The organism is Mycobacterium sp. ACS1612 (assembly GCF_001667505.1).
Classification (GTDB): Bacteria; Actinomycetota; Actinomycetes; order Mycobacteriales; family Mycobacteriaceae; genus Mycobacterium.
The window spans coordinates 205523-231672 of sequence record NZ_LZHZ01000067.1 but is presented as its reverse complement, the minus strand read 5'-3'; the positions used below and the strand labels follow the sequence as shown (position 1 = coordinate 231672).

The window sequence follows — 26150 nt, the reverse complement described above, 5'->3', positions numbered from 1 at the left end:
CCTCACCACAATGAGCGAACCGCCGCCGCCACCGCCACCGCAGTGGGGGCCGTATCCCGGCAACTACCCGCCGCCGCCACCCGGCAGCTACCCGCCGCCGCCACCGCAGCCGTACGCCGGTTACATGCCGCCGCCGACGGCGCCGCGCAACGGCCTCGGCATCGCCGCGCTGGTGCTGGCGATCGTCGGTCTGGTGCTGTGCTGGACGGTGGCGGGCGGCGTGATCCTCGGCTTGGTCGCGGTCATCCTCGGCATCGTCGCGCGCGGCAGGGTCAAACGCGGTCAGGCCACCAACGGCGGCGTCGCGACCGCCGGAATCGTGTTGGGCGTCTTGGCAATCGTGCTGGCGCTGGTATTCATCCCGATCTGGTACGGGATGTTCAAAGAGGTCGGCGGCTCCGACTACGTCGACTGCGTCGCCAAGGCCGGCTCCGACGAGCAGGAAATCCAGAAGTGCGCCGACCAATTCCGGGAACGCGTCGAGGACCAGTTCTCGGTGACGCTCACCCCCAGCCCCTAGGCGAGCCGGCGCCGACGGGGGAGAAACTCCAGCGACAGCAGCACGATCAACAGCGGCAAGATCTGGGTCATCGACGCCATCACATATCGGCGGTCCCCGAGAGCATGGAATTTGCGCAGGTAGCGGTACAACGATTCCAGCGCTATCAAGGCGTCGCCGAGATGAATCGCGGTGTAGATCAGGCTGGACATCCTGCCGCGGTTCTTGTCGTCGAAGATCTCCGGGAACGCGGCGAACGCCAACGACAGCCGCTGCCCGCAGTTCTCGCGGGTCCACGCGATCATGTCCACCGACAACCGCTCGTCGATGCCGTTGGGTGCATCGCGGCGTCGCCACGGCACGTCGAGTGAGACTTCGCTGCCCTGTCCGGCCGTCGCGTACCGATGGAAGCCCTGCACCCGCCCGTCACTGTCGCGGGCGACGGCTAATAGCACCCCGGGATACCGGCCCTCGAGCGCACCGTCGAGGCACATCGAGAACCCGCGCTCGACGCGCGCACCCTTCGGCGACGCCAGCAGCACGTCGGTCAACTCGGCGAGCGTGCGGCCATCGAGTCCCTGCTCGGGTAGCACCTCGGTGGTGATGCCGAAGTTGTGCGTGCGCTGCACCGCCTGACGCAGGTTGCGGTACTTGCGCCCGACCATGTCGAAACTCGCCACGTCGATGACCACGTCGCGGCCTATCGGCACCGCCCGCAGCGTCTGGCCGAGCACCGTGCCGTCGGCCCACAGGTCCAGCCGGCGTTGACTGCAGCCGAGCACGACGATCCGCCACCCCCGGGCGTGGCACATCACCGCGAAGTCGGCGACCAGGTCGGCGTACCGGGTCTCGTCGCCGACCGGATCGCCGCTGACCACCGCATAGCCCATCCGGGTGCGGTACGCGATGGCCGCGGTGCCGTCCGCGGTGAAGTGGTAGCACTTCTTCTCCTGCATCGCGAAAGGCGCAAGCGGATCACCGGTCGTCGCATTCACCAGCTTCCAAATATGTTGTCGATCAACGGGATTCGGCTGCGCTGTGGTTGGCCACATCAACAGCGCACCCGCGCAGACAATGAGGAAGTTGCCGAGCAGATCGAACACCAGCACGTGGGCGCCGAGGCCGGCCAACACCGCGGCCAGCGAAAGCCAGGCATGTGCCGCGGTGACCGGTCTGCCGAGAAAGATGCCGCGGGCGATGAGCGCCACCGCGGTGAGCAGGGTCAGCGACCACGCCAACCGGCCGGCGGCATGCCAGTCGCGGTCGTGGTCACGGGTGAGCAGAAGGACCAGCCAGCAGAACAGGCCGAGCACGGCCAGCGCGCCGATCCAGCGGACGGCAGGCGAATCGACATGGACGACGACGCGCTCGCGGGCTCGCAACCGCGGCGCAATATTGACGCGCGAATCGCTCACAGCAAAAAGGTTACGCCCGCTACCTGTTTGCGCCGGGGAAATACTTGACGATGCCTTCCTGCACGACGGTGGCCAACAGGTGGCCCGACCGGTCGAAGAAATGGCCGGTACCGAGGCCACGCGAGTCGGCGGCGACGGGCGACGATGTCGAGTACAGCACCCACTCGTCGAATCGCACCGGGCGGTGGAACCACACCGAGTGGTTCGTGGTCACGGCAAAGATCCGGTCGTAGCCCCAGGACAACCCGTGCGTGGTGATGATCGAGTCGAGCACCGTGGTGTCGGACGAGTAGATGAGCGCCGCGCAGTTCACCACCGGATCGTCGGGCATCGCACCCTCGGTCCTCATCCAGACCCGGTTGTAGGTGAGCTTGTCGCCCTTGTCGCGCATCACCCAGGTCGGGTCGTTGGTGTAGCGCCAGTCGATCGGACGCAGTGCATTGACGAAATGAGGCACGATGTCCTCGTAGCCGCGCAGCAGATCGTCGACGGGCGGCACCGACTCGGGATCGGGCAGCAACGGCGCTTCGATACCGTGCTCGAGGCTGCGCCCGCCGGACAGGTAGGCGATCATCGCGGTGGTCAGCAGTTGGCCGTCCTGCATCACGTCGACCCTGCGGTTGGCGAAGCGGCGCTCGTCACGAAGCCGCGCCACGTGGAACTCGAGGTCCTTGCCCGGATCACCGCCCGCGATGAAGTGCGCCGAAATGCTCGCGGGCGGCAGCTTTTCCGACACGGTGCGGCTGCCCGCGACGAAGGCCTGTGCCAGCATCTGGCCGCCGAAGGTGCGCACCGGGTTCTTGCTCGGGTGCACACCGACGAACAGATTGTCGTCGGTGCGGTTGAGGTCGAGTACCGCCAGCAGCTCTTGGAAATCCGCCGTCGACACTCGACCTCCTCTCAGTTAGACGTCTTCCTCGCCGATCCGGTGCACGTGGATCAGATTGGTGGAGCCTACTGTGCCCGGCGGAGCGCCTGCGACGATGACCACCAGTTCGCCCCGCTTGTAGCGGCCGAGTTCCAGCAGTGACTTGTCCACCTGCCGGATCATCTGATCGGTGCTGGTCATGTGGGGCACGATGAACGTCTCGGTCCCCCAGGTCAGCGCCAACTGGCTGCGCACCTCCGGCAGCGCGGTGAACGCCAGCACGGGAAGCGGGGTGTGCAGTCGAGCGAGCCTGCGCACGGTGTCACCCGACTGGGTGAACGCGACGAGCGCCTTGGCGTCCAGCCGCTCACCGATGTCACGGGCGGCATAGGAGATGACTCCACGTTTGGTGCGCGGCACATGCGCGAGAGGCGGTGCGGCGACGGAGTTTTCCTCGACCGCTGAGATGATGCGCGCCATCGTCTTGACGGCCTCGAGCGGGTACTTGCCCACCGACGTCTCACCGGACAGCATCACCGCGTCGGCGCCGTCGAGCACCGCGTTTGCGACGTCCGAGGCCTCGGCCCGGGTCGGCCGCGAATTCTCGATCATCGACTCCAGCATCTGGGTGGCGACAATGACGGGTTTGGCGTTCTCCCTTGCCATTTGGATCGCGCGCTTCTGCACCAGCGGCACTTCTTCGAGCGGCAACTCGACGCCGAGGTCGCCGCGGGCCACCATGATCGCGTCGAATGCCAGCACGATCGCCTCGAGATTGTCGATGGCTTCCGGCTTTTCGAGTTTGGCGATGACGGGCACCCGCCTGCCGACGCGGTCCATGATCTCGTGCACCAACTCGATGTCGGCGGGTGAGCGGACGAACGAAAGTGCGAGCAGGTCGACGCCGAGTTTCAGTGAGAACTCGAGGTCCTCGATGTCCTTCTCCGACAGCGCGGGCGCGGAGACGTTCATACCGGGCAGCGACATGCCCTTGTTGTTGCTGACCGTGCCGCCCTCGGTGACCGTGCAGACGACGTCGTTGCCGTCGATGCTCTCGACGAGCAGACCCACGTTGCCGTCGTCGACGAGCACCCGGTCGCCCGGCGTGGCGTCCTCGGCCAGTCGCTTGTAGGTGGTGGACACCCGGTCGTGTGTGCCTTCGCAATCATCGACGGTGATGCGCACGGTTTCGCCGTTCGCCCAGAACGTCGGGCCGTCCTTGAACCGGCCGAGCCGGATCTTGGGGCCCTGCAGGTCGGCGAGAATGCCGACCGCGTGCCCTGTCAGATCGGAGGCGGTGCGCACCCGCTTGTAGTTGGCCTCGTGGTCGCTGTAGTCGCCGTGGCTGAAGTTGAGCCGCGCGACATCCATTCCCGCCTCGACCAGCGCCTTCACTGCTTCGTCGGTTGCGGTGGCCGGGCCCAGCGTACAGACGATTTTTCCGCGTCGATTCACGCCGAGAAGCATAGTCGTGAATCGGTTCAGATGACGGCGAGAGGTAGGGCCCCCGGGCGGACAGGCGCGGGGAGATCCGACTCCCCCATCAGGTAGGCGTCGACGGCGTGCGCGGCGCTGCGGCCCTCCGCGATCGCCCAGACGATCAGCGATGCGCCGCGGTGTGCGTCGCCGCAGACAAACACGCCTGGCGCGGCTGTCTGCCAATCCGATCCGCACGGCAAACTGCCGCGCCGGTTCAGTGTCAGCCCGAGGCCGTCCAACAGCGGCATGTGTTCGACACCGTCGAAGCCGATCGCCAGCAGCGCCAACTCACAGGGAATCTCAAGAGACTCCCCAACCGGTGTGATGCGCCGGTGGCCCTCGGGGTCGCGTTCGACTTTCACCTCGGCGATCTCGATGGCCCGCACGTGGCCGCGGTCGTCGCCGACGAAGCGCTGGACCGCAACCTCGTACTTGCGGTGACCGCCTTCGGCATGCGCGGGCGAAAGCCGGGTGCGCAACACGATCGGCCACATCGGCCACGGCGAGCGTGATTCGTCGCGGTACTCCGGCGGTTCGGGGTTGTAGTCCAGTTGGGTCACCGACGCGGCGCCCTGCCGGTGCGCGGTGCCGAGGCAGTCGGCGCCGGTGTCGCCGCCGCCGATGATCACCACATGTTTGCCCTTGGCGGAGATCGCGCTGGGCCCGTCGCCCTCGCACTCCTTGTTGGCGGGCACCAGGTGTTCCATCGCGAGGTGGACGCCCTGCAGGTGCCGACCCTCGACCTCGTTGTCGCGTGCCCGCAGCGCACCGACTGCGAGCACGACGGCGTCGTATTGCTTTCGGAGTTGCTCGACGGTGATGTCGACACCGACCTCGGTCTCGGTGACGAAACGTGTTCCCTCGGCGCGCATCTGAGCGAGCCGCTGGTTGAGCGTGCGCTTCTCCAGCTTGTACTCGGGGATGCCGTAGCGCATCAGGCCGCCGATGCGGTCGTCGCGCTCGTAGACGGTGACGTCGTGGCCGGCGCGGGTGAGTTGTTGCGCGGCAGCCAGTCCGGCGGGGCCGGAGCCGACGACGGCGACCTTCTTGCCGGTCGAGATGGCCGCGGGCTGGGGTTCGACGATGCCGTCCAACCACGCCTGGTCGGCGATGGTCTGCTCGATGCGTTTGATCGTCACGCTGCCGCCGGTCTGCTCTTCGGCGATGGACAGCACGCAGGCGGCCTCACACGGCGCCGGACACAACCGCCCGGTGAACTCCGGGAAGTTGTTGGTGGCGTGCAACCGGTCGCTGGCCGCATCCCAGCGCCCCCTTCGGACCAGGTCGTTCCATTCGGGGATCAGGTTGCCGAGCGGGCAGCCCGCGGAACCCGAGTGGCAGAACGGGATTCCGCAGTCCATGCAGCGGCGGGCCTGTTGGGACACCTCGCCTGCCCGCTCGTGCGGGTTCTGCAGTTCGTACACCTCGCGCCAGTCGCCGACGCGTTCGTCGACGGGCCGCTTGGCGGCCTCGACCTTGGGCACCTCGAGAAATCCGTGCGGATCAGCCACGGCTGGCCTCCATGATCGCGGTGTCGACGTCGCGGCCCTCGGCCTTGGCCATCCGCGTCGCCTGCAGCACACGTTGGTAATCGGTGGGCATGACCTTGGTGAATTGCGCACTGCGCCTAGGCCAGTCGGACAGCACCGATTTGGCGACCGTGCTGCCGGTGTAGCCGGCGTGCTTGGCGATGACGCCGTGCAGCCAGGTCAGGTCCTCGGGTTCGAGGCGCTGCAATTCGACCATCTCGGTGTTGACGCGGGCGGGGTCAAGGCCCAGCACGAACGCGATGCCGCCGGACATGCCCGCGGCCATGTTGCGGCCCGTCTTGCCGAGCACGACGACACGGCCACCGGTCATGTACTCGCAGGCGTGGTCGCCGACTCCTTCGACGACGGTCAGTGCGCCGGAGTTGCGTGCGGCGAACCGCTCACCCACCCTGCCGCGCAGATACAGTTCACCGGAGGTGGCGCCGAACAGCAGGGTATTGCCTGCGATCACGTTGTCCTCGGGCAGGAACAGCACGTCGTCGGGCGGCCGGACGATCACCCGGCCACCTGAGAGGCCCTTGCCGACATAGTCGTTGGCGTCCCCGATGAGCTCGAGCGTGATGCCGGGCGGGAGGAAGGCGCCGATGGATTGGCCGGCCGATCCGGTGAGCGTGACGTGGATGGTGCCCTCGGGCAACCCCTGCGCGCCGTAGCGCCGGGTGACCTCGGAGCCGAGCAGGGTGCCGACGGTGCGGTTGACGTTGCGCACCGGCAGTTCCAGGTGCACGGGATGCGCGTCTTCCAATGCGCCCTCGGCGAGCTGGATCAGCGTGCGGTCCAGCGCCTGGTCGAGGCCGTGGTCCTGGTCGCGGGTGCGACGGCGTTGGGTCGCGTTCTCGGGCACGACGAACACCTTCGTCAGGTCCAGGCCCTTGGCTTTCCAGTGCGAGATACCTGCTGCGGTGTCGAGCAGTTCGGCGTGCCCAATGGCTTCGTCGAGGCTGCGGAAGCCAAGCTCGGCAAGGTAGCGGCGGATGTCCTCGGCGATGAAGCGGAAGAAGTTCTCGACGAACTCCGGCTTGCCGTTGAATCGCGCTCGTAGTTCCGGGTTCTGGGTGGCGACGCCGACCGGGCAGGTGTCGAGGTGGCAGACCCGCATCATGATGCAGCCGGACACCACCAGCGGCGCGGTGGCGAAACCGTACTCTTCGGCACCGAGCAGGGCGGCGACGATGACGTCGCGGGCGGTGCGCATACCGCCGTCGCACTGCACGGTGATGCGGTCCCGAAGCCCGTTGAGCACCAGGGTCTGCTGGGTGTCGGCGAGGCCGATTTCCCACGGCACGCCCGCATGTTTGAGGCTGGTCAGCGGCGCCGCGCCGGTGCCGCCGTCGTGGCCGGAAATCAGCACGACGTCGGCGTGTGCCTTGGACACCCCGGCTGCGACGGTGCCGACCCCGATGGAACTGACGAGCTTGACGTGGACGCGGGCCCGGTCGTTGGCGTTCTTGAGGTCGTGGATCAGCTGGGCGAGATCCTCGATGGAGTAGATGTCGTGGTGCGGCGGCGGGCTGATGAGCCCGACGCCGGGCGTCGAGTGCCGCGTCTTGGCAATGTTCGGGTACACCTTGAAGCCCGGAAGCTGGCCGCCTTCACCGGGTTTGGCGCCCTGCGCCATCTTGATCTGAATGTCGGTGGCGTTGACAAGGTAGTCGCTGGTGACGCCGAAGCGGCCGGACGCGACCTGCTTGACGGCGCTGCGCCGTTTCGGGTCGTAGAGGCGTTCGGTGTCCTCGCCGCCCTCACCGGAGTTGGACCGGCCGCCGAGGTTGTTCATCGCGATCGCCATGGTTTCGTGTGCTTCGGCGGAGATGGACCCGTAGCTCATCGCGCCGGTGTTGAAGCGGGTGACGATCGACTCGACGGGTTCCACTTCGTCCAGTGGCACGGGGGGCCTGGTCTTCTTGAAGTCGAACAGCCCGCGAAGGGTGCCGCCTTCCTTGGAGAGGCGGTTGACCTCGTCGGAGTACTGCTGGAAGATGCCGTGTCTGCCGGTGCGGGTCGAATGCTGAAGCAGGAAAACCACTTCCGGTGTGAACAGGTGCAGTTCGCCTTCGCGACGGAAGGCGTACTCACCGCCGACTTCGAGCCTGCGGTGTACGCGTTCGGTGGGGTTCTCCGGATATGCGCGGCGGTGCCGTTGCTTGACCTCTTCGGCGAGCACGTCGAGTCCCGCACCGCCCAATTGGCTTGGAGTGCCGGTGAAGTACTCGTCGATGACGTCCTTGTCGATACCGACCGCCTCGAACACCTGGGCCGAGGTGTAGGAGGCGACGGTGGAGATGCCCATCTTGCTCATCACCTTCATCACGCCCTTGCCGAGCGCTTTGAGGTAGTTGCGCACGGCGGCGGCAGGTTCGATGCCGGTGAGTTCGCCCTCGCGGATCAGGTCTTCGATGGACTCGAACGCGAGGTACGGGTTGACCGCCGCGGCACCGAAGCCGATGAGCATAGCGATGTGGTGCACTTCGCGGGCGTCGCCGCTTTCCACCACCAGCGCGACGTTGGTGCGTTCTTTGGTGCGGACCAGGTGGTGGTGAACGGTGGAGACAGCGAGCAGCGACGGGATGGGGGCCCTGGTGTGGTCGGAGTCACGATCCGAGATGACCAGTGTGCGTGCCCCTTTGGCGATCGCGTCGCAGGCGCGATGCCGCAGTTCGTCGAGGGCGTCAGCCAGGCCTTCCCCGCCGCGTTCGACGTCGTAGAGCGCCTTGAGCACGGTGGTCTTCAGGCCCGGATGCTCATGGTCGTCGTTGATGTGGACGATCTTGTTGAGCTCGTCGTTGTCGAGAACGGGCCACTTGAGCACGATCTGGCGGACCGATGCAGCACTGGGCTCGAGCAGGTTGTGCTCAGGACCCATGACGCGGGCCATCGAGGTGACGATCTCTTCGCGGATGGCGTCCAGTGGCGGGTTGGTCACTTGTGCGAAGAGTTCGACGAAGTAGTCGTAGAGCAGCCGGGACCGTTGGGACAGCACGGCGGTCGGCGTGTCGGTGCCCATCGAGCCGAGTGGCTCGGCGCCGGATGCGGCCATCGGGGTGAGCAGGATGCGGAGATCCTCTTCGGTGTAGCCGAAGGCGATCTGGCGTCGCACCACGGAGTCGTGGTTGGGGGTGATGCGCACACGGTCGGGCAGCGTCTTGAGATCGAGCAGGCCCGCGTGCAGCCATTCACCGTAGGGTTCCTGCTTGCTGAGGTTCTCTTTGATCTCGTCGTCGGGAATGATGCGGCCCTGCGCGGTGTCGATCAAGAACATCTTGCCGGGCTGAAGGCGCCCCTTGGCGACGATCTCGGCGGACGGCACGTCGAGCACACCGCTCTCGCTGGCGAGGATGACGCGGTCGTCGATGGTGCGCCACCACCGGCCGGGCCGTAATCCGTTGCGGTCCAACACCGCTCCGACGAGAGTGCCGTCGGTGAAGGTGACGCAGGCGGGCCCGTCCCATGGCTCCATCACAGAGGCGTGGAACTGCCAGAACGCGCGTTCGTCGGCGTCCATGGTGATGGCGTTCTCCCACGCCTCGGGGATCATCATCAGCACCGCGTGCGGCAGACTGCGGCCGCCGAGGTGCAGGAGTTCGAGTACCTCGTCGAAGGAGGCGGAGTCGGAGGCCTCGGGGGTGCAGATTGGCGAGAGCCTGCTGAGATCGCCGGGGATCTTCGAACTGGCGAGCATGGCCTCGCGGGCGTGCATGCGGTTGCGGTTGCCGCGCACCGTGTTGATCTCGCCGTTGTGGGCGACGAAGCGGAACGGGTGGGCCAACGGCCAGGAGGGGAAGGTGTTGGTGGAGAACCGGCTGTGCACGACCGCGATGGCGCTGCGGCACCGTTCGTCGCGCAGGTCCGGAAAGTATTGCGGCAGCTGCATTGTGGTGAGCATGCCCTTGTAAACCATGGTGCGACTGGACAGCGACGGGAAGTACACGCCATCGCGTTCGGCGCGCTTGCGCAGCGGGTAGACGCGGCGGTCGAGGTCGATGCCGCCGATGCCGCCTTCCGGGGTGGTGACGAAAAGCTGTGCCATGTACGGCATACAGCCGAGCGCGGTGACGCCGACTTCGGCACCGTCGGGATCGACGGGTACCGGGCGCCAGCCCACGATCTCCAGGCCCTCGTCTTTGGCGATGCCTTCGACATGTTCGATGGCAGCTGCGCGGGCATGGGGATCCTGCGGCAGGAAGCACAGCCCGGCGGCGAAGGTATTGCAGCCGTCGTCGGTGGCCGCGGGCAACTCGAAGTCCACGACGGCACTCAGAAGTTCGATTGGCAACTGGATGAGGATTCCTGCGCCGTCGCCGCTGTTGGGTTCGGCGCCCGCGGCGCCGCGATGTTCGAGGTGCTCGAGGGCGATGAGGCCGTCAATGACGATCGCGTGCGAGCGACGGCCCTGAATGTCGGCGACCATGGCGACACCGCAGGAATCCGATTCGTTCTCAGGGTCATACAAGCCCTGAGGTTCAGGAAATGCCGAATACAGCATCGGAGGCTACCTTCGCAGTCCGGAAAAGCGTGGTCCGGGACTGCACCGGCCCGGTTGTCGATTGTATCAGCGGGTTGCGGAGCTAACCGGTTATCAGCGTCGGGACCAGCGGGAACCCGGGCAGGTTTCGTACCACCGTCCAGGTAAATGCGGCGACGACGAGCACGACGACAGCAGGCTTCGGCATCAACGATTCGCCGCGCCGCCAGCGAACGAGCAGCCAGGCCGCCAGCAACGGCAGACCGACCAGGAGGAAGGCGTTGTCCATGACGGCGGCGGCAAAGTCACCGTGCAGCACGTCGTGCGTCATGCGCAGACCGCCGCAACCCGGGCAGTTCCACCCGGTCAGCGCCTTGAACGGACACGGCGGAAAGCCGAAGTCCGAGCGGTGCGGATCACCGAGACCGATGTAGGCCAGCGCGCCGGTGAGGGCGGCCCCGGCGCCGATTGCCCCGTAGACCTGCCGTCGGCTGATAGTGCTAGGTGCCATCGCGCAGCGGACGCCCCTGCGGATCGCGGACCTTGTCGGTGAGGATCAGAATCGCGTCGATGATGCCCCACACCACTGCGCCGATGCCGCATGTGACGATCCCGACGATCAACTGTGCGACCCCGAGCGCCGTGTGGCCCAAGTAAATACGGCCGATGCCGACCAGCCCGAATAGCCCGAGCAGCTGCAGCAGCCCCGCGATCATCTTCGACTTCTCCGAGAGCGGTTCGCCGGTCAGCGGATGCCTGCCATAGGGGGCAGCGGGATCCAAGTACGCCGGCGGGTAGGTGCCGACCGGCGGCGGGTACTGACCCGGGGGCGGCGGGTACTGCCCGGGAGGTGGCGGGTACTGGTCCGATTGCGGCGGCAGGTAGCCCGGCTGCTGCGGGGGCGGCGGGAACGGGCCGCCGCTTTCACTGCCACTGAACTGCGGCTCGGTCATGGCACCCAGCATGCCAGAGCAACACGGCTGGTCGTAAGTAAGGAAAACCCGCCAACTATCGGGCGTGCCTCTAGAACGGTGGGGGTTTGTTGCGTTCGGCGACATAGGGGTCGTTGAGGCAGCGTTCGGCTTCGATGCTGTGTTGGCGTTGCTGTTCGCGGGTGTGTGTGCGCCGCGGCATAGTCAGCCCGGTGGCCTTGGGCGGCGCGACCGTGGGTGTTCTGACGGGCGCGGTCGGTGCGCACAGTTGCGGGAAGAGCAACCGGGCACCCGGATAGGTGGTGTAGGTCCGCCCGTTGGGCGCGGACCAGACGAGGGTGCCGTCGGCCAGTTGCCGCGCCGACCAACCCCAAAAAGTCTTGAGTAGATGATGTTTTCGACACAGACACGTCAGATTCGACGCGCACGTCGGCCCGCCCGGGTAGGCGATCGTGTGGTCCAAATCGCAGCGGTAGGCCGGTTCATCGCAGCCCGGGAAACGACACGTCATATCGCGACACCGGACGAAATCGGCCAGCGCGCGCGACGGGGTGTAGCGCGGTTCAGGCGGCGCGTCACCGGGATGAATCAGCGGCCGAATGACCGCTTTGGCCGCCAGTTTGGCCGCCAACAACGGCGCGGGCAGGATCCCACCGCCGATGATCGCCGCCGGGTTGGTGTGCGCCGGCCCTGGCATCGGTTCCGGGGCGCTCAGCTCGGCAATCGTGTGTTCGCGCAACGGTTTATCCGATTTGAACGATGGCGGTGCTTCACCGTCGAGGTGCACCGGTGTGTCATCGGCCATGCTGGATTGCTCGGCGATCACATGAATCACCGCTCCACCAGACGCCGACCCGGCCGCCGCGGTCGAGGCCGGGCAGTGCGGATCACCACACTCACAGCCCAGCTTCTCGGCATAAGTGGCCATCGCCCCCATCGCATCGGCACGCAACTGATCGATGGTGCGCGGATCATTGCGGCACACCGAGCCGATCAGCGTGCGCAGCCGCTCGTTGAGCGCGGCGCTGTGCGGGGCCAGCAGTGTGCCCTCGATGCTGTCCAGGCCGCTGCCGTCGTCGCCGGCCACGATGTCCAGATGCCGGCCACGCGCGCTGCGCTCGGTGCGCCGCAACGCGCCCGGATCGATCCGATCGATCAGCGCGTCGATGGCGGTCTCGGTTTTGGCCGCCGACAATCTGGTCCAGCTTTGCGCCTCGGCGGCGATCGCGGCATCCAGCGCCGCGCGGGCCTGCGGATCACGTACCAACCGGGTGCGTGACACGATCGCGGCCACCAGCCGATAGGACAGCGCCCCGGTGGCGAACACCTCGGCCACCCGCGGCAGCCGCTCACGCAGTGATATCGCCACCAACAACTGATGGGAGGCCACTCCGTGGGAGACGTTCTGCTCGGCGGCCACCTCGGCACTGACGGCGTCCCAGTTGTCCAGACACCACTGGTCGCGCTCGGCGGACCCAACGGCCGACAACCGCGCCTCCAGGATGTCGGCGCTGGCTGCCAGACGTCGCGCGCAGGCGGCGTTTTCCACCCGCGCCCACGCCCCCACCGCGCCGGCACCCGAGGCACCCACCGCAGCCGCAACCAAAGATTCGAACATACTTTCGACAATATTCAGCCACCCCGACCAGTCGCCACCACATCTGTGCAGGCTGTGGATGAATTCGTGCCTGGGGATCACTTCGTCGGTGAGCCGCAGCTTCTGGTATAGGACGTCCGTCAGCGATTGCGACGGAACAAGCGGCTCAGTCGCCCAGCAGCAGGCCCGGGCTGTTTCGGAGGCTCGGGGTTCGCCTGCTCCAAAACACCGGTCTTGGGTTCGTCGTCAGCGGCGGAGGCGGCTTCGTCGACAACCGCTTCCTTCTCTTCCTCGGAGGGCTCGCTTTCAGTCTCTTCGACTGCGGCCTCGGCGGCCTCGGTCTCGTGTTCGTCCGGCTCGGAGTCGTCGGATTCGACCGCATCGGCTTCGGAGAACGCGGCGGCGAACTCGGCTGCCGCCTCGATTTCCTCGTCAGGCGCCTCGATAACTTCCTCGGCGAGTTCCTCGGCTTCGGCCGCCGCCTCCGACAAAGGTTCGTCGTCGGCTGCGGGTTCTGCCGCGGCTACCTGATCCGCGACGGCCTCTACCTCGTCAGCAGCTTCTACCTCGGCGTCGTGAACCTCGGGCGCAGCATCCACCGCATCGGCGATTTCCTGACCCTCGACCGCACCAAGGCCTGCAGCGGGCTCGTCGGCGGCAGCCACAGTCTCATCGGCGGCTTCGACCTCTTCGGGCTCCGCCTCGGGGTCTGCCGAGGCTTCATCACCGACAGCCTCGGCCTGATCGGCGGCCTCTACCTCGCCCTCGTCGCTCGGCGCTTCGGGCTCCACTTCGGCTTCCGCGGCAGCTTCATCGGCGACAGCCTCGGCCTCTTCGTCTTCGGCTCCCGCGGCAGCTTCATCAGCGACAGCCTCGGCCTCATCGGCGGCTTCTACCTCGGCCTCATTCACCTCCGGCGCGGCGTCGACGGCGTCGGCGACGTCCTCGCCCTCGACCGCACCCAGGCCCGCCGCGGGCTCCTCGTCCTCGCCCTCCGCCGCGAACTTCTCGGCGTCCTCGACGGAGTCTGCGGGCACACCTGCCACGTCGGCCCCAAGGGCTTCGGCGTCTACTGTCTCGGGCTCAGCGGCAGCCTTCGCGTCTTCGGCCTCGACGTCACCCGCAGCCTTGGCGGCAGCCACCACGCCCGTCGTCGCTGCGACAGTCGTCAGCTCTTTCGCCAGCACCGCATGATCGTCTTCCGGTTTACCCACAAGCGACGCCGGATCTTCTCTGCCCTTCGGCGCGACCATGATGTACACCACCGCGCCGATGAACACGAACGTCGATGTGAACGAATTGATCCGGATACCTGCGATGTGCGTGGCCACGTCGCTGCGCATCAACTCGACCCAGAACCGGCCGACACAGTAGCCCGCCACATACATCGCGAACAGCCGGCCGTGGCCGATCTTGAACCGTTTATCGATCCACAGCAACGCTGCGAAAACCAAGAGGTTCCACAACAATTCGTACAAGAACGTCGGGTGGACGACCTCGATCAGCTGACCGGTCGATACCCCGTTCAGGGTGTCCAGCGCTCCACTGGCGTCGCGGCGCTCGTAGATCTCCAGCCCCCACGGCAGCGTTGTCGGCCTGCCATACAACTCTTGGTTGAAGTAGTTACCCAGTCGTCCGATGGCCTGGGCCAGAACGATTCCTGGCGCGATCGCGTCACCGAACGCGGAAAGCGGAATCTCCTTCTGCCTGCAACCGATCCACGCACCGACCGCCCCCAGTGCGACCGCACCCCAGATGCCGAGACCGCCGTCCCAGATCCGCAGGGCACCCGCCACTCCCGCGCCGTCTTCACCGAAGTACGTCCGCCAGTCGGTCATCACGTGATACAGCCGGCCACCGATCAGACCGAACGGCACTGCCCACAATGCGATGTCGTAGATGACGCCCTGTTGGCCGCCGCGGGCCACCCATCGCCGATCACCAAGCACCAACGCCGCGATGATCCCGACGATGATGAACAACGCGTACGCCCGAAGTGGCACTGGGCCGATATGCCAGACGCCTTGCGAAGGACTTGGTATGTAGGCCAGGTAAGTCGTCGTCACGCAGTGATCCTCTGCCGCACTCCATCGGCGAGTTCTTCGGTCAAGGCACGCACCGCCGGAACTCCGTCCTTGAGCGCCGATACCAATGCCGACCCCACGATGACCCCGTCCGCGTATGCGCCGATCTCCGCTGCCTGTTCACGCGATCGCACACCCAGGCCGACCCCAACGGGAATGTCCGACAACGCTTTCACCCTGCGCACCAGTTCCGGCGCCGCCACCGACACCGCATCGCGCGCACCCGTGACACCCATCGTCGACGCGGCGTAGACGAACCCGCGTGAAGCGTCGATCGTCGCCGCCAACCGCTCCGGCGTCGACGACGGTGCCACCAGGAAGATCCGGTCCAAATCGTGCGCTTCGGAAACCTCGAGCCATTCCGACGCTTCATCGGGGATCAAATCCGGCGTGATCATCCCGAGCCCGCCCGCAGACGCCAGGTCACGCGCAAACGCCTCAACGCCCCACCGCAGCACCGGATTCCAATACGTCATTACCACGGCCCGGCCGCCGGCATTGCTGATCGCGTCCACCGCGGCCAGTGCGTCGCGCACCCGAACCCCGCCTCGCAACGCCACCTCTGTCGCGGCCGCGATCACCGGGCCATCCATTCCGGGATCCGAATATGCGATGCCTACTTCGATGATGTCGCAACCGGATTCGACCATCGCCGTCATCGCCGAGATCGACGTCGGCACATCGGGGAAGCCCGTGGGCAGATACCCGATCAGCGCCGACCGGCCTTCCTCCCGACAAGCGGAGAACAATGGACCAAGCCGGCTCACGACGCACCGTCCAACAACCCGAACCACTTCGCCGCGGTCTCGACATCCTTGTCGCCGCGGCCCGACAGGTTCACCAACACGATTGACCCGCGGCCCAACTCGGCGCCCAGCTTCAGCGCACCGGCGACCGCGTGCGCGGATTCGATCGCAGGGATGATGCCCTCGGTGCGGCACAGCAGCGAGAACGCGTCCATCGCCTCGGTGTCGGTGATCGGCCGATAGTCCGCCCGACCGGTGTCCTTCAGGTAAGCATGTTCTGGGCCCACGCCCGGGTAATCCAATCCGGCTGAGATCGAATGCGATTCGATCGTCTGTCCGTCCTCGTCCTGTAACAGGTAAGAGAACGACCCTTGGAACGCACCAGGTGACCCGCCTGTGAATGTCGCGGCGTGACGCCCTGTCTCGACCCCATCGCCGGCGGCCTCGAAGCCGACCAGGCGCACGCCGGGATCGTCGATGAAGGCGTGGAAGATGCCGATCGCATTCGACCCGCCACCGACACACGCGGTCACCGCATCCGGCAGGCGCCCCGCCTGATCGACGATCTGCGCACGGGCTTCCAGTCCGATCACCCGTTGAAAATCGCGCACCATGGTCGGGAAGGGGTGCGGACCCGCCGCGGTGCCGAAGCAGTAATAGGTGTTGTCCGCGTTGGTCACCCAATCGCGGAACGCCTCGTTGATCGCGTCCTTCAGCGTCTTCGAACCGGCCTCGACCGACACCACCGTCGCGCCGAGCAACCGCATCCTCGCCACATTCAGCGCCTGCCGTGCGGTGTCGACCGCCCCCATGTAGATCACGCACTCGAGACCCAACAGCGCGCACGCCGTCGCCGTCGCCACGCCGTGCTGGCCGGCACCGGTCTCGGCGATCACCCGGGTCTTGCCCATCTGGCGCGCCAGCAACGCCTGTCCCAACACGTTGTTGATCTTGTGAGATCCGGTGTGGTTGAGGTCTTCTCGCTTCAGGAAGATCCGCGCCCCACCGGCGTGGTCCGACAGCCGCTCCGCCTCGTACAGCGGTGACGGCCGGCCGCTGTAGTGGCGCTGTAACCGGTCCAACTCATCGAGGAAAGCCTGGTCACCACGAGCCTTTTCGTATGCGGCGGTGACTTCCTCGATCACCGCCATCAACGCTTCTGCGACGAAACGCCCGCCGTAGACGCCGAAATGACCACGTTCGTCAGGGTCGTGGGCGGTGGGTTCGGCCACCGCCGCGCTGGAACGCGGCAGCTCGGGGCCGGCGATGTCCGCCACTTCTCAGCGCGCGGGTTTCGGGCAGGACGGGTGGGTACCTGCAGTGACCAAATCGGCAACGGCGCTGCGAGGGTCGCCGCTGGTGACAAGTCCCTCGCCGACGAGCACCGCGTCGGCGCCCGCTCCCGCATAGGCGAGCAGATCGGCGGTGCCACGGATCCCCGACTCGGCAACCCGAATCACATTGCTCGGCAACCCGGGTGCGATGCGCGCAAAGCAATCACGGTCGACCTCAAGCGTCTTGAGGTTGCGGGCGTTGACACCGATCACCTTCGCGCCAGCCTGCAGCGCGCGGTCGGCCTCCTCCTCGGTATGCACCTCGACGAGCGCCGTCATGCCGAGCGACTCCGTTCGGTCCAGCATCGGCTCCAACACCGACTGCTCCAGCGCCGCGACGATCAGCAGCAGCATGTCCGCGCCGTGCGCGCGGGCCTCGTGAATCTGGTAGGGCCCGACGATGAAGTCCTTGCGCAACACCGGGATTGACACCGCCGCACGGACCGCGTCGAGATCGTCCAGCGAGCCGTTGAACCGGCGCTGTTCGGTCAGCACGCTGATGACGCGTGCCCCGCCGTCCTCGTATGCGCGAGCCAGTTCGGCCGGATCCGAAATCGACGCCAGCGCACCGCGCGACGGGCTCGCCCGCTTCACCTCCGCGATCACGCCGATGCCCGGTGCACGCAACGCCGCGAGCACATCCAGCGGCGGCGGCGCATCCTTGGCCATCGCTTTGATCTCGACGAGGGGAACGGCGGCCTCGCGGGCGGCAACGTCGACACGAACTCCCTCGATGATGGAGTCGAGCACAGTCGCCGAACTCATCCCCGCTGCGGTCCTTCCTAGGAGCATGTTTGATCTTCAGGGAAGGGTAGTCGCCACCACAGCACCATCGATCACCGACCCTTGTTGTCCGGATCGGTCGGGTCGCGACCCTCGTCGAGGGCGTCCCAGATCGCCCGCTCCGACGGCGCGGCGGCCTCCTGCGGCGACGACGTGACGCGACGCTCGTAGCGTGCGGCTTCCGGTCTGGCCCTGGCCGCCGACCGGACGAGCAGCACGGCGCCGGCCAGCGTCACCACCGCCGCCACCAGCGCGACGATGGCACCGCCGTAGTGCCGCTGGGTGTTGACCAGGTTCGTGATCGGCACGTCTGCGATATGCGCGGCCCGCACCGCGACGTCGCGGACCACCCACAGGCTGATCGCCAGGTAGGCCATCAGCGCGCTGGCGGCGGCGACCAGCACCGCGAACAGCCGCAACGGCCAACCTCGCACCGCCAGCGCCGCCACCGCAGCAGCCACCAGGAGCACCGCGAGCGGCACCAGCGCCGTCGACCATGCCGCGCCGTTCAGCGCGGTCGTCTTGGGCTGGCCCAGCCCGTCGAACGACTGCACGTCAACCCACACCATCCGCGACGCCGCCCACAGCGCCCCCGCGGACACCAGGAGCAGCACCTGGGCCAGGCGGATCACGGTTCGGTCAGCGTTTCCGCCGCCGCGATCGCATTCAGCACGGCCTTGGCCTTGTTCGACGCCTCGTTGTACTCGTACGGGCCATTGGAGTCGGCCACGACTCCCCCGCCTGCTTGCACATACGCCGTGCCGTTGCGCATCAGCGCGGTACGGATCGCAATCGCGAAGTCGGCATTTCCCGCGAAGTCCAGATAGCCGAGCACACCGCCGTACAGCCCGCGGCGCGTCTTCTCGACCTCCTCGATCAGCTCCATCGCCCGCACCTTGGGCGCGCCCGACAAGGTGCCCGCCGGGAAGCAGGCGGTGACCGCGTCCAATGCGGTCTTGTCCTCGGCCAGCTCGCCGCGCACCGTCGACACGATGTGCATGACGTGGCTGTAGCGCTCTATGTGGCTGTAGTCCTCGACCCGCACCGTGCCGGGGCGGCAGACGCGGCCCAGGTCGTTGCGGCCGAGGTCGACCAGCATCAGGTGCTCGGCGCGCTCCTTGTCGTCGTGCAGCAACTCCTTTTCGAGCAGCACGTCTTCTTCCTCGGTGGCGCCACGCCAACGCGTGCCTGCGATCGGATGCGTCGACGCCCTGCCGTTCTTGACCGTCACCAGCGCCTCCGGGCTGGATCCGACGATCGAAAAGTCCAGTCCGCCAACGCTATTTGGGACATTCAGCAGATACATGTACGGGCTGGGGTTGGTCACCCGCAGCATGCGGTACACGTCGAGGGGATCGGCGTCGGTGTTCATCTCGAAGCGCTGCGACGGCACCACCTGGAACGCCTCACCGGCCTCGATGTCGCCGACGAGCTTCTCGACGATGGCCGTGTACTCCTCCACCGTGCGCTGTGAGCGGTGCAGCGGCTCCGGGCGGCTGAACGTCGCCACGGTCGACGGCAACGGCTCCGACAGCGCCGCGGTCATCACGTCGAGCCGCTCGACCGCGTCGTCGTACGCCCAATCCACCCGCTCGTCGGTGCCGTTCCAGTTCACCGCGTTGGCGATCAGCGTGATGGTGCCCTCGTGGTGGTCGACTGCGGCGATGTCGGTGGCCAGCAGCAACAGCATGTCCGGCAACCCGAGGTCGTCTACCGCCAGCGACGGCAGCCGTTCGAGGCGGCGCACCATGTCGTAGGCGAAGAACCCGACCAGCCCGCTGGACAACGGCGGCAAGCCCGGCACCGGTTCGGTTTTCAGCAATTCGAGCGTCGCGCGCAGTGCCCGGATCGGATCGCCCTCTTTCGGGGCGTCCTTCGGGGTGATGCCCAGCCATACCGCCTCGCCGTCGCGCACCGTCAGCGCCGACGGCGCGCCCGCACCGATGAACGACCATCGTGACCACGACCGACCGTTCTCGGCCGACTCCAACAGGAACGTCCCCGGCCGGTTGGCGGCTAGCTTCCGGTACGCCGACAGCGGGGTCTCACTGTCGGCGAGCACCTTGCGGGTGACCGGCACCACTCGGTGCCCGGCGGCCAGCGCCCGGAAGTCCTCGCGTGACGTGGTGCTCATGCCCGATGTCGCCGCCGGTGCGGCTCCGACGAGGTTGGCGGTCGTCTGCACTCAGCAATTCTCCCAGACGCGCGCCAACGGCGACGACGACGTCGGTGTTAGCGGGCTGGTCAGCAGGACGGGTGCCTGCGCCATGAACCGCGGCCTGCTGCCGCGGTGTTCGTCGGCGGCATGCGCGGTGAACGGATGCAGCAGATACATGTCCCCGGGTTCACCGGTGGCGTACGCCACGGCGCGTTCGGCGCCGACGGCGTCGACGAGGCGGCCCATCTCGGCCAGTTCCAGCGGGTCCGGTCCCAACACGCGGGCCACGTCGCGATGTGACCCCACCCGGATCCGGGTCGGCGCATCGTCGCGGCCGACTTCCGACAGCAGCGTCAGCAGCAGCACCGTGTGCGGACGTCCCGTCACCGCCCATGTCCCGTCGGCCTGGGGCGTGTTGGCGTCGATGTGCCATCCGCGATCCTCGGCGGGCGGTGACACCGAGAACCGGACTGCAATATTGCCCAGCGAGGCGCGCGGGAGCCAACCGCCGCGGCCGCAGACGGTGTCGAGCGCCGTTGCCAACGCGGAACTGGTGACGAGTTCACCGAAGGGACCGTGGCCCATCACATCTGAGGCCCAGAGCACCGGTTGCGACCAACCGTCGCGGTTGTCCGGTGAAAGACCCAGCTGCCGCCACAACGCTGATCGCGCGGCATCCGCGACGCTACGGGCAGCGGCCCCCTCGATCCTGACGAAGCCGTCGGCCATGAAGGCGTCGATATCGGGCACACACAGCATCTGTTGCACGCTTTCACAGGAACGACGCCGCGCTCCAACGATTTTCGGTGGGCGTAGCGTGGGGGGCTATGAAACGTGGTGACCGGGTTGCCGAGTTCGAATTGCCGGACCAGACAGGCACCGTGCGAAGCCTGACCGAATTGCTCGCCGACGGCCCTATCGTGCTGTTCTTCTACCCTGCCGCGATGACGCCGGGATGCACCAAGGAAGCCTGCCACTTCCGCGATCTCGCCCCCGAATTCGCCGCTGTCGGCGCAAGCCCTGTTGGCATCAGCGCGGATGCGGTCGAAAAGCAGGCCCAGTTCGCCGACAAGGAGAAATTCGACTACCCGCTGCTCTCCGACGCCGACGGTACGGTCGCCACGCAGTTCGGCGTCAAGCGCGGCCTGCTGGGCAAGTTCATGCCGGTCAAGCGCACCACCTTCGTGATCGACACCGACCGCACCGTGCTCGACGTGATCGCCAGCGAGTTCAGCATGGACAGCCACGCGGACAAGGCGCTGGAAACCTTGCGGCAACGGCAATCAGCGTGACCCCGGTCCTCGAGCTCGCCGATGTGACGTTCCGCCGCGACGGCAAGCAGATCATCGACGGCATCTCGTTGACTGTGCAAGAGGGCGAGCACTGGGCGCTGCTCGGCCCCAACGGCGCCGGCAAGAGCACACTGCTGGGCTTCTGCGCGGCGGTCACCTTCCCGACGTCGGGCACCGTGCGCATCCTCGGCGAGCAGATGGGCCGTGTCGACCTGTCGCGGCTGCGGCATTCGATCGGCCACGTGAATCCGCGGCACCGCCTGCAGTATCCGCTGACGGTTCGTGACGTGGTGCTCACCGGCATCACCGCGACGATCGACATCCCGAACCGGTGGACGCCAAGCGACGACGAACTCCGTCACGCCGAGGACATGATCGCGACGGTGGGCCTGTCGCGGAAGGCCGATGACATCTGGCCCACCCTGTCTCAGGGCGAACGAGGCCGCACTCTCATTGCGCGCGCACTGATTTCAGAGCCGCGGTTGCTGCTGCTCGACGAACCCACGACCGGTCTCGACGTGGCCGCCCGCGAGCAACTCCTGGAAACCATCGACACACTCGACGAGACGCACCCCCAGGTGGCCTCGATTCTGGTCACGCATCATCTCGAGGAACTGCCGACGACGACCACGCATGCGCTGTTGATCGCGGAGGGTCGCACGGTGGCCACCGGGCCCGCTCGTGACACCGTGACGACCGAAAACGTCACGGCCGCTTTCTCGCATCCCGTCGAGGTGCGCTACGACGACGGCCGCTGGTCGGCGCGCGCGAAGGCCACCCGCATCGACGTTTAACCGCCCAGGGTGCCGGCGGTGAAACACGATGTGCGCCCGCCGTCGACGACGAGGTTCGCTCCGGTGACGTAACGCGCCTCGTCCGACAGCAGGAACGCAACCGCCGCCGCGATGTCCCCCGGTTGACCGAATCTGCCGAGCGGGATCGTCGACTCGTTCTCGGCGCGCTCTCTATCCGGATCGAGTGCAGCGGCGAATTCCGCTAGCAACATTGGGGTTTCGGTGGTGCCCGGCGAGATGCTGTTGACGCGGATGCCGTGCACCGCCAGTTCCGCGGCGAACGCGCGCGTCATCGCCAGCACGCCGCCTTTGGTCGCGGTGTAGCCGACATATCCAGCCTGGCCGAGCAATCCGAGTTCTGACCCGGTGACGACGATCGCGCCACCGCCGCGCGGAATCATCCGGCGGGCGGCCTCTCGCACCACGTAGAAGCTGCCCGACAGGTTGACGTGCAGTTGGCGCAGCCAGTCGTCGTCGGCCAATTCGATTGCGGGACCGACAATCGAGATACCGGCATTGCTGAACACCGCCGATACGGCGCCCAGCGTCTCGGCGCGGTCGAACGCCGCGGCCACCTGCCCGGGATCCGCGACGTCGGCCGGGATGGCCAGCGCACCCGATCCGAGAGCCCGGCATTCCTCGGCGGTCTCGTGGAGGTCGTCGCCAGGCAGCGCGACCAACGCCACGGCCGCGCCGTCACCGGCCAGTCGAAGCGCGGTGGCGCGGCCGATTCCGGAACTGGCGCCGGTGATCAGGACAACGGAGGTCACCGTGACAGTCTGCTGGACGATCGCGCTCACGGCAGTCTGGCACCGCAAACTTACCGCCGTTAGGCTTCGGGGTCCAGCAACAGGCCCGCATCGAAGCAGGTGTGATCACCGGTGTGGCAGGCCGCGCCGACCTGATCCACCTCGAGCAGCACGGTGTCGCCGTCGCAGTCCAACCGCACCGAATGCACGTACTGGGTGTGCCCCGACGTCTCCCCTTTGATCCAGTGCTGTTGTCGCGAACGCGAGTAGTACGTCGCCCTGCGGGTCTGAAGCGTGCGCGCCAATGCTTCGTCGTCCATCCAGGCCACCATCAGCACCTTGCCGGTGCCGCGTTCCTGCGCCACCGCCGCGAACAGCCCGTTGGCGTCGCGTTTCAGTCGCGACGCGATGCCTTCGTCCAGCGTCGTCACCGCACCACGATCCCTTCAGCTGCCATCGCCGCCTTCACCTGGCCGATGGTCAGCTCGCCGAAGTGGAACACGCTGGCCGCCAGTACGGCATCGGCTCCTGCAACAACGGCGGCCGCGAAATGTTCCACTGCGCCCGCGCCGCCGCTGGCGATCACCGGCACGGACACCGCGCCGCGCACCGCGCGCAGCATCTTCAGGTCGAACCCGGCCTTGGTGCCGTCGTAGTCCATGGAGTTGAGCAGGATCTCTCCCACCCCGAGTTCGGCTCCGCGGCCAGCCCATTCGATGGCGTCGATGCCCGTACCGCGCCTGCCGCCGTGCGTGGTGACTTCCCAGCCCGACACGGTCGGCTGATTGCCATCGGGCACGGTGCGCGCGTCGACCGACAGCACGATGCACTGGGACCCGAATTGGCGCGACAACTCGGCCAGCAGTTCTGGCCTCGCGATCGCCGCGGTGTTCACCGACACCTTGTCGGCGCCCGCCCGAAGCAGCGCGTCGACGTCCGCGACCGACCGCACGCCGCCGCCGACGGTCAACGGGATGAACACCTGTTCGGCGGTGTGCTTGACGACCTCCAACATGGTGGCTCGGCCCGAGGACGACGCTGTCACGTCGAGGAACGTCAGCTCGTCAGCGCCCTCCGCGTCGTAGCGGGCCGCCAGCTCCACCGGATCGCCTGCATCCCGGAGGTTCTCGAAGTTGACCCCCTTGACCACCCGGCCTGCGTCAACATCGAGGCACGGAATAATACGCACCGCAAGGTCTTTCGGGTCCATCAGAAGGTCTCCGGATCGCCGACGGAGTTCAGCAATTCCAGCAGTTCGGCATGCACGCCAGGCGCTCCGACCAGCGCCGAGCGCGACTTCGTCGTCCAGTCGCTACCGTCGAGGTTGGTGACGACGCCGCCTGCCGCCCGCACCAGCGCGACACCCGCCGCGTGGTCCCACACGTGCGCGCCGAAACTGATTGTGCCGCCCAGGATTCCGGCTGCGGTGTAGGCGAAGTCAACCCCGGTGGCGCCGTGCATCCGCATCCGTGAGCACTTTCGGCTCAGCGTTTCGATCACCGCGAGCCGGTACCGGCCCGGCACCGGGCCGCGCGAGTCGACGTTGAACGTGCTGACGCCCACGATCGCCTCGGAGAGTTTGGTGGGCTGCAGCCGCGGCTGTTCGACGCCGTTGCTGCGCAGCGGTTTTCCGACCACAGCGGTGAACCGCTCGCCGGTGAACGGCAGCCACGTCAGCCCGGCAACAGGTTCACCATCACGCACCAGGGCGAGCAGGATCGCCGCCATCGGCGAGCCCGCGGCGTAGTTGAAGGTGCCGTCGATCGGGTCGAGCACCCACACCAGCGGCGAATCGACGTCCGCTCCGCCGAATTCCTCGCCGTGCACCTCGATCCCGGTCCTGTCGTTCAGCGCCTGAACTACCTGGCGCTCGATCGCCAGGTCAACCTCGGTGGCGAAATCGTTGCCCTTCTTCTGCACCGCGGAGTCGGCGCGATGCCCGTCGACGAACGGCACTGCGGCCGCGTCCAGAATCGCCGCGGCCTCGGTGACCAGGGTGTCGAGGTCGGTGTCGTCGAGGGCCATCGGGTCCTACTGCGCCACCGCGGCCAGCGCCTGCGGCAGTGTGAATCGCCCGGCGTACAAGGCTTTCCCGACGATGGCACCCTCGACACCGCTGCTGGTCAGCGTGGCGATGGCGCGGAGGTCGTCCAGGCTGGACACCCCGCCGGAGGCGATCACCGGGGCGTCGGTGCGTTCGGCGACTTGGGTGAGCAATTCGAGGTTGGGCCCGTTGAGCGTGCCGTCCTTGGTGACGTCGGTGACGACGAACCGCGAACAGCCTTCGCGGTCAAGACGATCGAGTGTCTCCCACAGGTCGCCGCCGTCGGTCTCCCAGCCGCGGCCGCGGAGTCGGTGCTCCCCGTCGACGATCTTCACGTCCAGGCCAACGGCGATCTTGTCGCCGTGCTCGGCGCACACCTTGGCGCACCACTGTGGGTTCTCCAGCGCCGCGGTGCCGAGATTGACTCGCGCGCAGCCCGTGGCCAGCGCCGCGGTAAGCGATTCGTCGTCGCGGATCCCCCCCGACAACTCCACCGCGACGTCGAGCTTGCCGACCACCTCGGCCAGCAGCTCGCGGTTGGAGCCGCGGCCGAACGCCGCGTCGAGGTCGACGAGGTGGATCCACTCGGCGCCGTCGCGCTGCCAGGTCATCGCGGCATCAAGCGCTGAGCCGTAATCAGTTTCACTGCCCGCCTGGCCCTGCACCAGTCGGACAGCCTTGCCGTCGACGACGTCGACAGCGGGCAACAGAATCAAAGACACGGGCTCAACCTAGTGCTTTCACCCAATTGCTGAGCAATGCGGCACCGGCGTCCCCGCTTTTCTCGGGATGGAACTGGGTGGCCGACAGCGCCCCGTCCTCGACAGCGGCCAGGAACGGCACGTTGTGGGTGGCCCAGGTCAGCAGCGCGTCCGGGTTGCCTTCCCACTGCTGAGCGGCATACGAGTGCACGAAGTAGAACCGAGTGGTGGGGTCGATGCCCCTGAACAGCGTCGTGCCCGCGGGTGCGTCGACGACGTTCCAGCCCATGTGCGGAATCACCGGCGCGTCCAGCCGCACCACGGCGCCCGGCCACCGTCCGCAGCCCGCGGTCTCCTGACCGAACTCGACACCACGGGCGAACATGATCTGCATCCCGACGCACACACCGAGCACGTGTCTGCCTCCCGCCACGCGGTCGGCGATGATCTCGTCGCCGCTGATCTTTCGCAAGCCGGTCATGCAGGCCTCGAATGCGCCGACCCCGGGCACCACCAAACCGTCGGCGTTCATCGCCGCGTCGCGATCGGATGTCACCTCGACGTCGGCGCCGACCCTGGCCAATGCCCGCTGCGCGGACCGGAGGTTGCCCGAGCCGTAGTCAAGGATGACGACACCGCGGCGGGGCCGCGAATGCACTTTGC

General features: G+C 67.1%; 24 protein-coding genes. 3 read left to right on the top strand and 21 right to left on the bottom strand.

The window, feature by feature from the left end; genetic code table 11:
- The first annotated feature begins 10 nt into the window (after positions 1–10).
- On the top strand, positions 11–520 hold the full coding sequence (locus tag A5724_RS29510; RefSeq protein ID WP_067810615.1) for a DUF4190 domain-containing protein: 510 nt from the start codon (positions 11–13) through the stop codon (positions 518–520).
- Here A5724_RS29510 and A5724_RS29505 read toward each other — a convergent pair.
- The 15 genes from A5724_RS29505 to A5724_RS29435 all read right to left on the bottom strand — a co-directional run bounded on the left by A5724_RS29505 (position 517) and on the right by A5724_RS29435 (position 20666).
- Positions 517–1914, bottom strand: coding sequence for a bifunctional lysylphosphatidylglycerol flippase/synthetase MprF (locus A5724_RS29505; RefSeq protein ID WP_067810613.1), 1398 nt, complete (start codon positions 1912–1914; stop codon positions 517–519). The two genes, A5724_RS29510 and A5724_RS29505, sit on opposite strands and share 4 nt — an antisense overlap.
- A 19-nt stretch (positions 1915–1933) precedes the next feature.
- Complete coding sequence (locus tag A5724_RS29500) at positions 1934–2803, bottom strand: acyl-CoA thioesterase II (RefSeq protein WP_067810610.1); 870 nt, start codon at positions 2801–2803, stop codon at positions 1934–1936.
- A 15-nt stretch (positions 2804–2818) separates the two neighbouring features.
- Positions 2819–4237: a pyruvate kinase gene (pyk, locus tag A5724_RS29495; protein WP_067810836.1), complete on the bottom strand. Its 1419-nt coding sequence runs from the start codon at positions 4235–4237 to the stop codon at positions 2819–2821.
- Between the two features lie 26 nt (positions 4238–4263).
- Positions 4264–5772 carry a glutamate synthase subunit beta gene (locus A5724_RS29490; RefSeq protein ID WP_067810608.1) on the bottom strand — a complete coding sequence of 503 codons (1509 nt, stop codon included), beginning with the start codon at positions 5770–5772 and terminating at the stop codon, positions 4264–4266.
- Positions 5765–10294: a glutamate synthase large subunit gene (gene gltB / locus A5724_RS29485; RefSeq protein WP_067810607.1), complete on the bottom strand. Its 4530-nt coding sequence runs from the start codon at positions 10292–10294 to the stop codon at positions 5765–5767. Before gltB ends, A5724_RS29490 begins: the two co-directional genes overlap by 8 nt.
- An 82-nt stretch (positions 10295–10376) precedes the next feature.
- The gene (locus tag A5724_RS29480) at positions 10377–10784 is read right to left on the bottom strand and encodes a DUF2752 domain-containing protein (RefSeq protein ID WP_067810606.1); all 408 of its coding nucleotides are present in this window, start codon (positions 10782–10784) and stop codon (positions 10377–10379) included.
- Positions 10774–11226, bottom strand: coding sequence for an NINE protein (locus A5724_RS29475; RefSeq protein ID WP_067810835.1), 453 nt, complete (start codon positions 11224–11226; stop codon positions 10774–10776). Before A5724_RS29475 ends, A5724_RS29480 begins: the two co-directional genes overlap by 11 nt.
- A 70-nt stretch (positions 11227–11296) precedes the next feature.
- Complete coding sequence (locus A5724_RS29470; RefSeq protein WP_067810605.1) at positions 11297–12823, bottom strand: HNH endonuclease signature motif containing protein; 1527 nt, start codon at positions 12821–12823, stop codon at positions 11297–11299.
- A gap of 119 nt (positions 12824–12942) precedes the next feature.
- Positions 12943–14868, bottom strand: coding sequence for a prolipoprotein diacylglyceryl transferase (gene lgt / locus A5724_RS29465; RefSeq protein WP_067810604.1), 1926 nt, complete (start codon positions 14866–14868; stop codon positions 12943–12945).
- On the bottom strand, positions 14865–15653 hold the full coding sequence (gene trpA, locus A5724_RS29460; RefSeq protein WP_067810603.1) for a tryptophan synthase subunit alpha: 789 nt from the start codon (positions 15651–15653) through the stop codon (positions 14865–14867). Before trpA ends, lgt begins: the two co-directional genes overlap by 4 nt.
- Positions 15650–16909, bottom strand: a complete 1260-nt coding sequence (gene trpB, locus A5724_RS29455) for a tryptophan synthase subunit beta (RefSeq protein WP_067810601.1) — start codon at positions 16907–16909, stop codon at positions 15650–15652. The genes trpA and trpB overlap by 4 nt, the downstream gene beginning before the upstream one ends.
- A 3-nt stretch (positions 16910–16912) precedes the next feature.
- The gene (trpC, locus tag A5724_RS29450; RefSeq protein ID WP_067810599.1) at positions 16913–17731 is read right to left on the bottom strand and encodes an indole-3-glycerol phosphate synthase TrpC; all 819 of its coding nucleotides are present in this window, start codon (positions 17729–17731) and stop codon (positions 16913–16915) included.
- Between the two features lie 71 nt (positions 17732–17802).
- Positions 17803–18381, bottom strand: coding sequence for a TIGR02234 family membrane protein (locus A5724_RS29445; RefSeq protein WP_067810597.1), 579 nt, complete (start codon positions 18379–18381; stop codon positions 17803–17805).
- Positions 18378–19883 (bottom strand): anthranilate synthase component I, encoded by a 1506-nt coding sequence (locus tag A5724_RS29440; RefSeq protein WP_156752514.1) that lies wholly within the window; start codon positions 19881–19883, stop codon positions 18378–18380. Before A5724_RS29440 ends, A5724_RS29445 begins: the two co-directional genes overlap by 4 nt.
- Before the next feature lie 51 nt (positions 19884–19934).
- Positions 19935–20666 (bottom strand): mitomycin antibiotics/polyketide fumonisin biosynthesis protein, encoded by a 732-nt coding sequence (locus tag A5724_RS29435; protein ID WP_067810833.1) that lies wholly within the window; start codon positions 20664–20666, stop codon positions 19935–19937.
- Between the two features lie 68 nt (positions 20667–20734).
- Here A5724_RS29435 and A5724_RS29430 point away from each other — a divergent pair, with 68 nt between their 5' ends.
- Positions 20735–21199, top strand: a complete 465-nt coding sequence (locus tag A5724_RS29430) for a peroxiredoxin (protein ID WP_067810594.1) — start codon at positions 20735–20737, stop codon at positions 21197–21199.
- Positions 21196–21993 (top strand): ABC transporter ATP-binding protein, encoded by a 798-nt coding sequence (locus A5724_RS29425; protein ID WP_067810593.1) that lies wholly within the window; start codon positions 21196–21198, stop codon positions 21991–21993. The genes A5724_RS29430 and A5724_RS29425 overlap by 4 nt, the downstream gene beginning before the upstream one ends.
- Here A5724_RS29425 and A5724_RS29420 read toward each other — a convergent pair.
- From A5724_RS29420 to hisH, 6 genes are read right to left on the bottom strand one after another with little or no spacing between them, the layout of a single operon-like run.
- The gene (locus tag A5724_RS29420; RefSeq protein WP_067810830.1) at positions 21990–22763 is read right to left on the bottom strand and encodes an SDR family NAD(P)-dependent oxidoreductase; all 774 of its coding nucleotides are present in this window, start codon (positions 22761–22763) and stop codon (positions 21990–21992) included. The two genes, A5724_RS29425 and A5724_RS29420, sit on opposite strands and share 4 nt — an antisense overlap.
- 59 nt (positions 22764–22822) lie before the next feature.
- Complete coding sequence (hisI, locus tag A5724_RS29415; protein WP_067810592.1) at positions 22823–23173, bottom strand: phosphoribosyl-AMP cyclohydrolase; 351 nt, start codon at positions 23171–23173, stop codon at positions 22823–22825.
- Positions 23170–23952 (bottom strand): imidazole glycerol phosphate synthase subunit HisF, encoded by a 783-nt coding sequence (gene hisF / locus A5724_RS29410; protein ID WP_067810590.1) that lies wholly within the window; start codon positions 23950–23952, stop codon positions 23170–23172. The genes hisI and hisF overlap by 4 nt, the downstream gene beginning before the upstream one ends.
- Positions 23952–24767: an inositol monophosphatase gene (locus A5724_RS29405; RefSeq protein WP_067810588.1), complete on the bottom strand. Its 816-nt coding sequence runs from the start codon at positions 24765–24767 to the stop codon at positions 23952–23954. The genes hisF and A5724_RS29405 overlap by 1 nt, the downstream gene beginning before the upstream one ends.
- A 6-nt stretch (positions 24768–24773) precedes the next feature.
- The gene (gene priA, locus A5724_RS29400) at positions 24774–25508 is read right to left on the bottom strand and encodes a bifunctional 1-(5-phosphoribosyl)-5-((5-phosphoribosylamino)methylideneamino)imidazole-4-carboxamide isomerase/phosphoribosylanthranilate isomerase PriA (protein ID WP_067810582.1); all 735 of its coding nucleotides are present in this window, start codon (positions 25506–25508) and stop codon (positions 24774–24776) included.
- Positions 25509–25512: 4 nt separating this feature from the next.
- On the bottom strand, positions 25513–26145 hold the full coding sequence (gene hisH, locus A5724_RS29395; protein WP_067810825.1) for an imidazole glycerol phosphate synthase subunit HisH: 633 nt from the start codon (positions 26143–26145) through the stop codon (positions 25513–25515).
- Between the last annotated feature and the right edge of the window lie 5 nt (positions 26146–26150).

Bases quoted from the DNA above. Each gene is read 5' to 3' on its own strand.
- A5724_RS29510 (WP_067810615.1), top strand. From the start codon at position 11: ATGAGCGAACCGCCGCCGCCACCGCCACCGCAGTGGGGGCCGTATCCC.
- gltB (WP_067810607.1), bottom strand. From the start codon at position 10,294: ATGCTGTATTCGGCATTTCCTGAACCTCAGGGCTTGTATGACCCTGAG.
- A5724_RS29480 (WP_067810606.1), bottom strand. From the start codon at position 10,784: ATGGCACCTAGCACTATCAGCCGACGGCAGGTCTACGGGGCAATCGGC.
- A5724_RS29475 (WP_067810835.1), bottom strand. From the start codon at position 11,226: ATGACCGAGCCGCAGTTCAGTGGCAGTGAAAGCGGCGGCCCGTTCCCG.
- A5724_RS29470 (WP_067810605.1), bottom strand. From the start codon at position 12,823: ATGTTCGAATCTTTGGTTGCGGCTGCGGTGGGTGCCTCGGGTGCCGGC.
- trpC (WP_067810599.1), bottom strand. From the start codon at position 17,731: ATGAGTTCGGCGACTGTGCTCGACTCCATCATCGAGGGAGTTCGTGTC.
- A5724_RS29440 (WP_156752514.1), bottom strand. From the start codon at position 19,883: ATGAGCACCACGTCACGCGAGGACTTCCGGGCGCTGGCCGCCGGGCAC.
- A5724_RS29435 (WP_067810833.1), bottom strand. From the start codon at position 20,666: ATGCTGTGTGTGCCCGATATCGACGCCTTCATGGCCGACGGCTTCGTC.
- A5724_RS29430 (WP_067810594.1), top strand. From the start codon at position 20,735: ATGAAACGTGGTGACCGGGTTGCCGAGTTCGAATTGCCGGACCAGACA.
- hisF (WP_067810590.1), bottom strand. From the start codon at position 23,952: ATGGACCCGAAAGACCTTGCGGTGCGTATTATTCCGTGCCTCGATGTT.
- A5724_RS29405 (WP_067810588.1), bottom strand. From the start codon at position 24,767: ATGGCCCTCGACGACACCGACCTCGACACCCTGGTCACCGAGGCCGCG.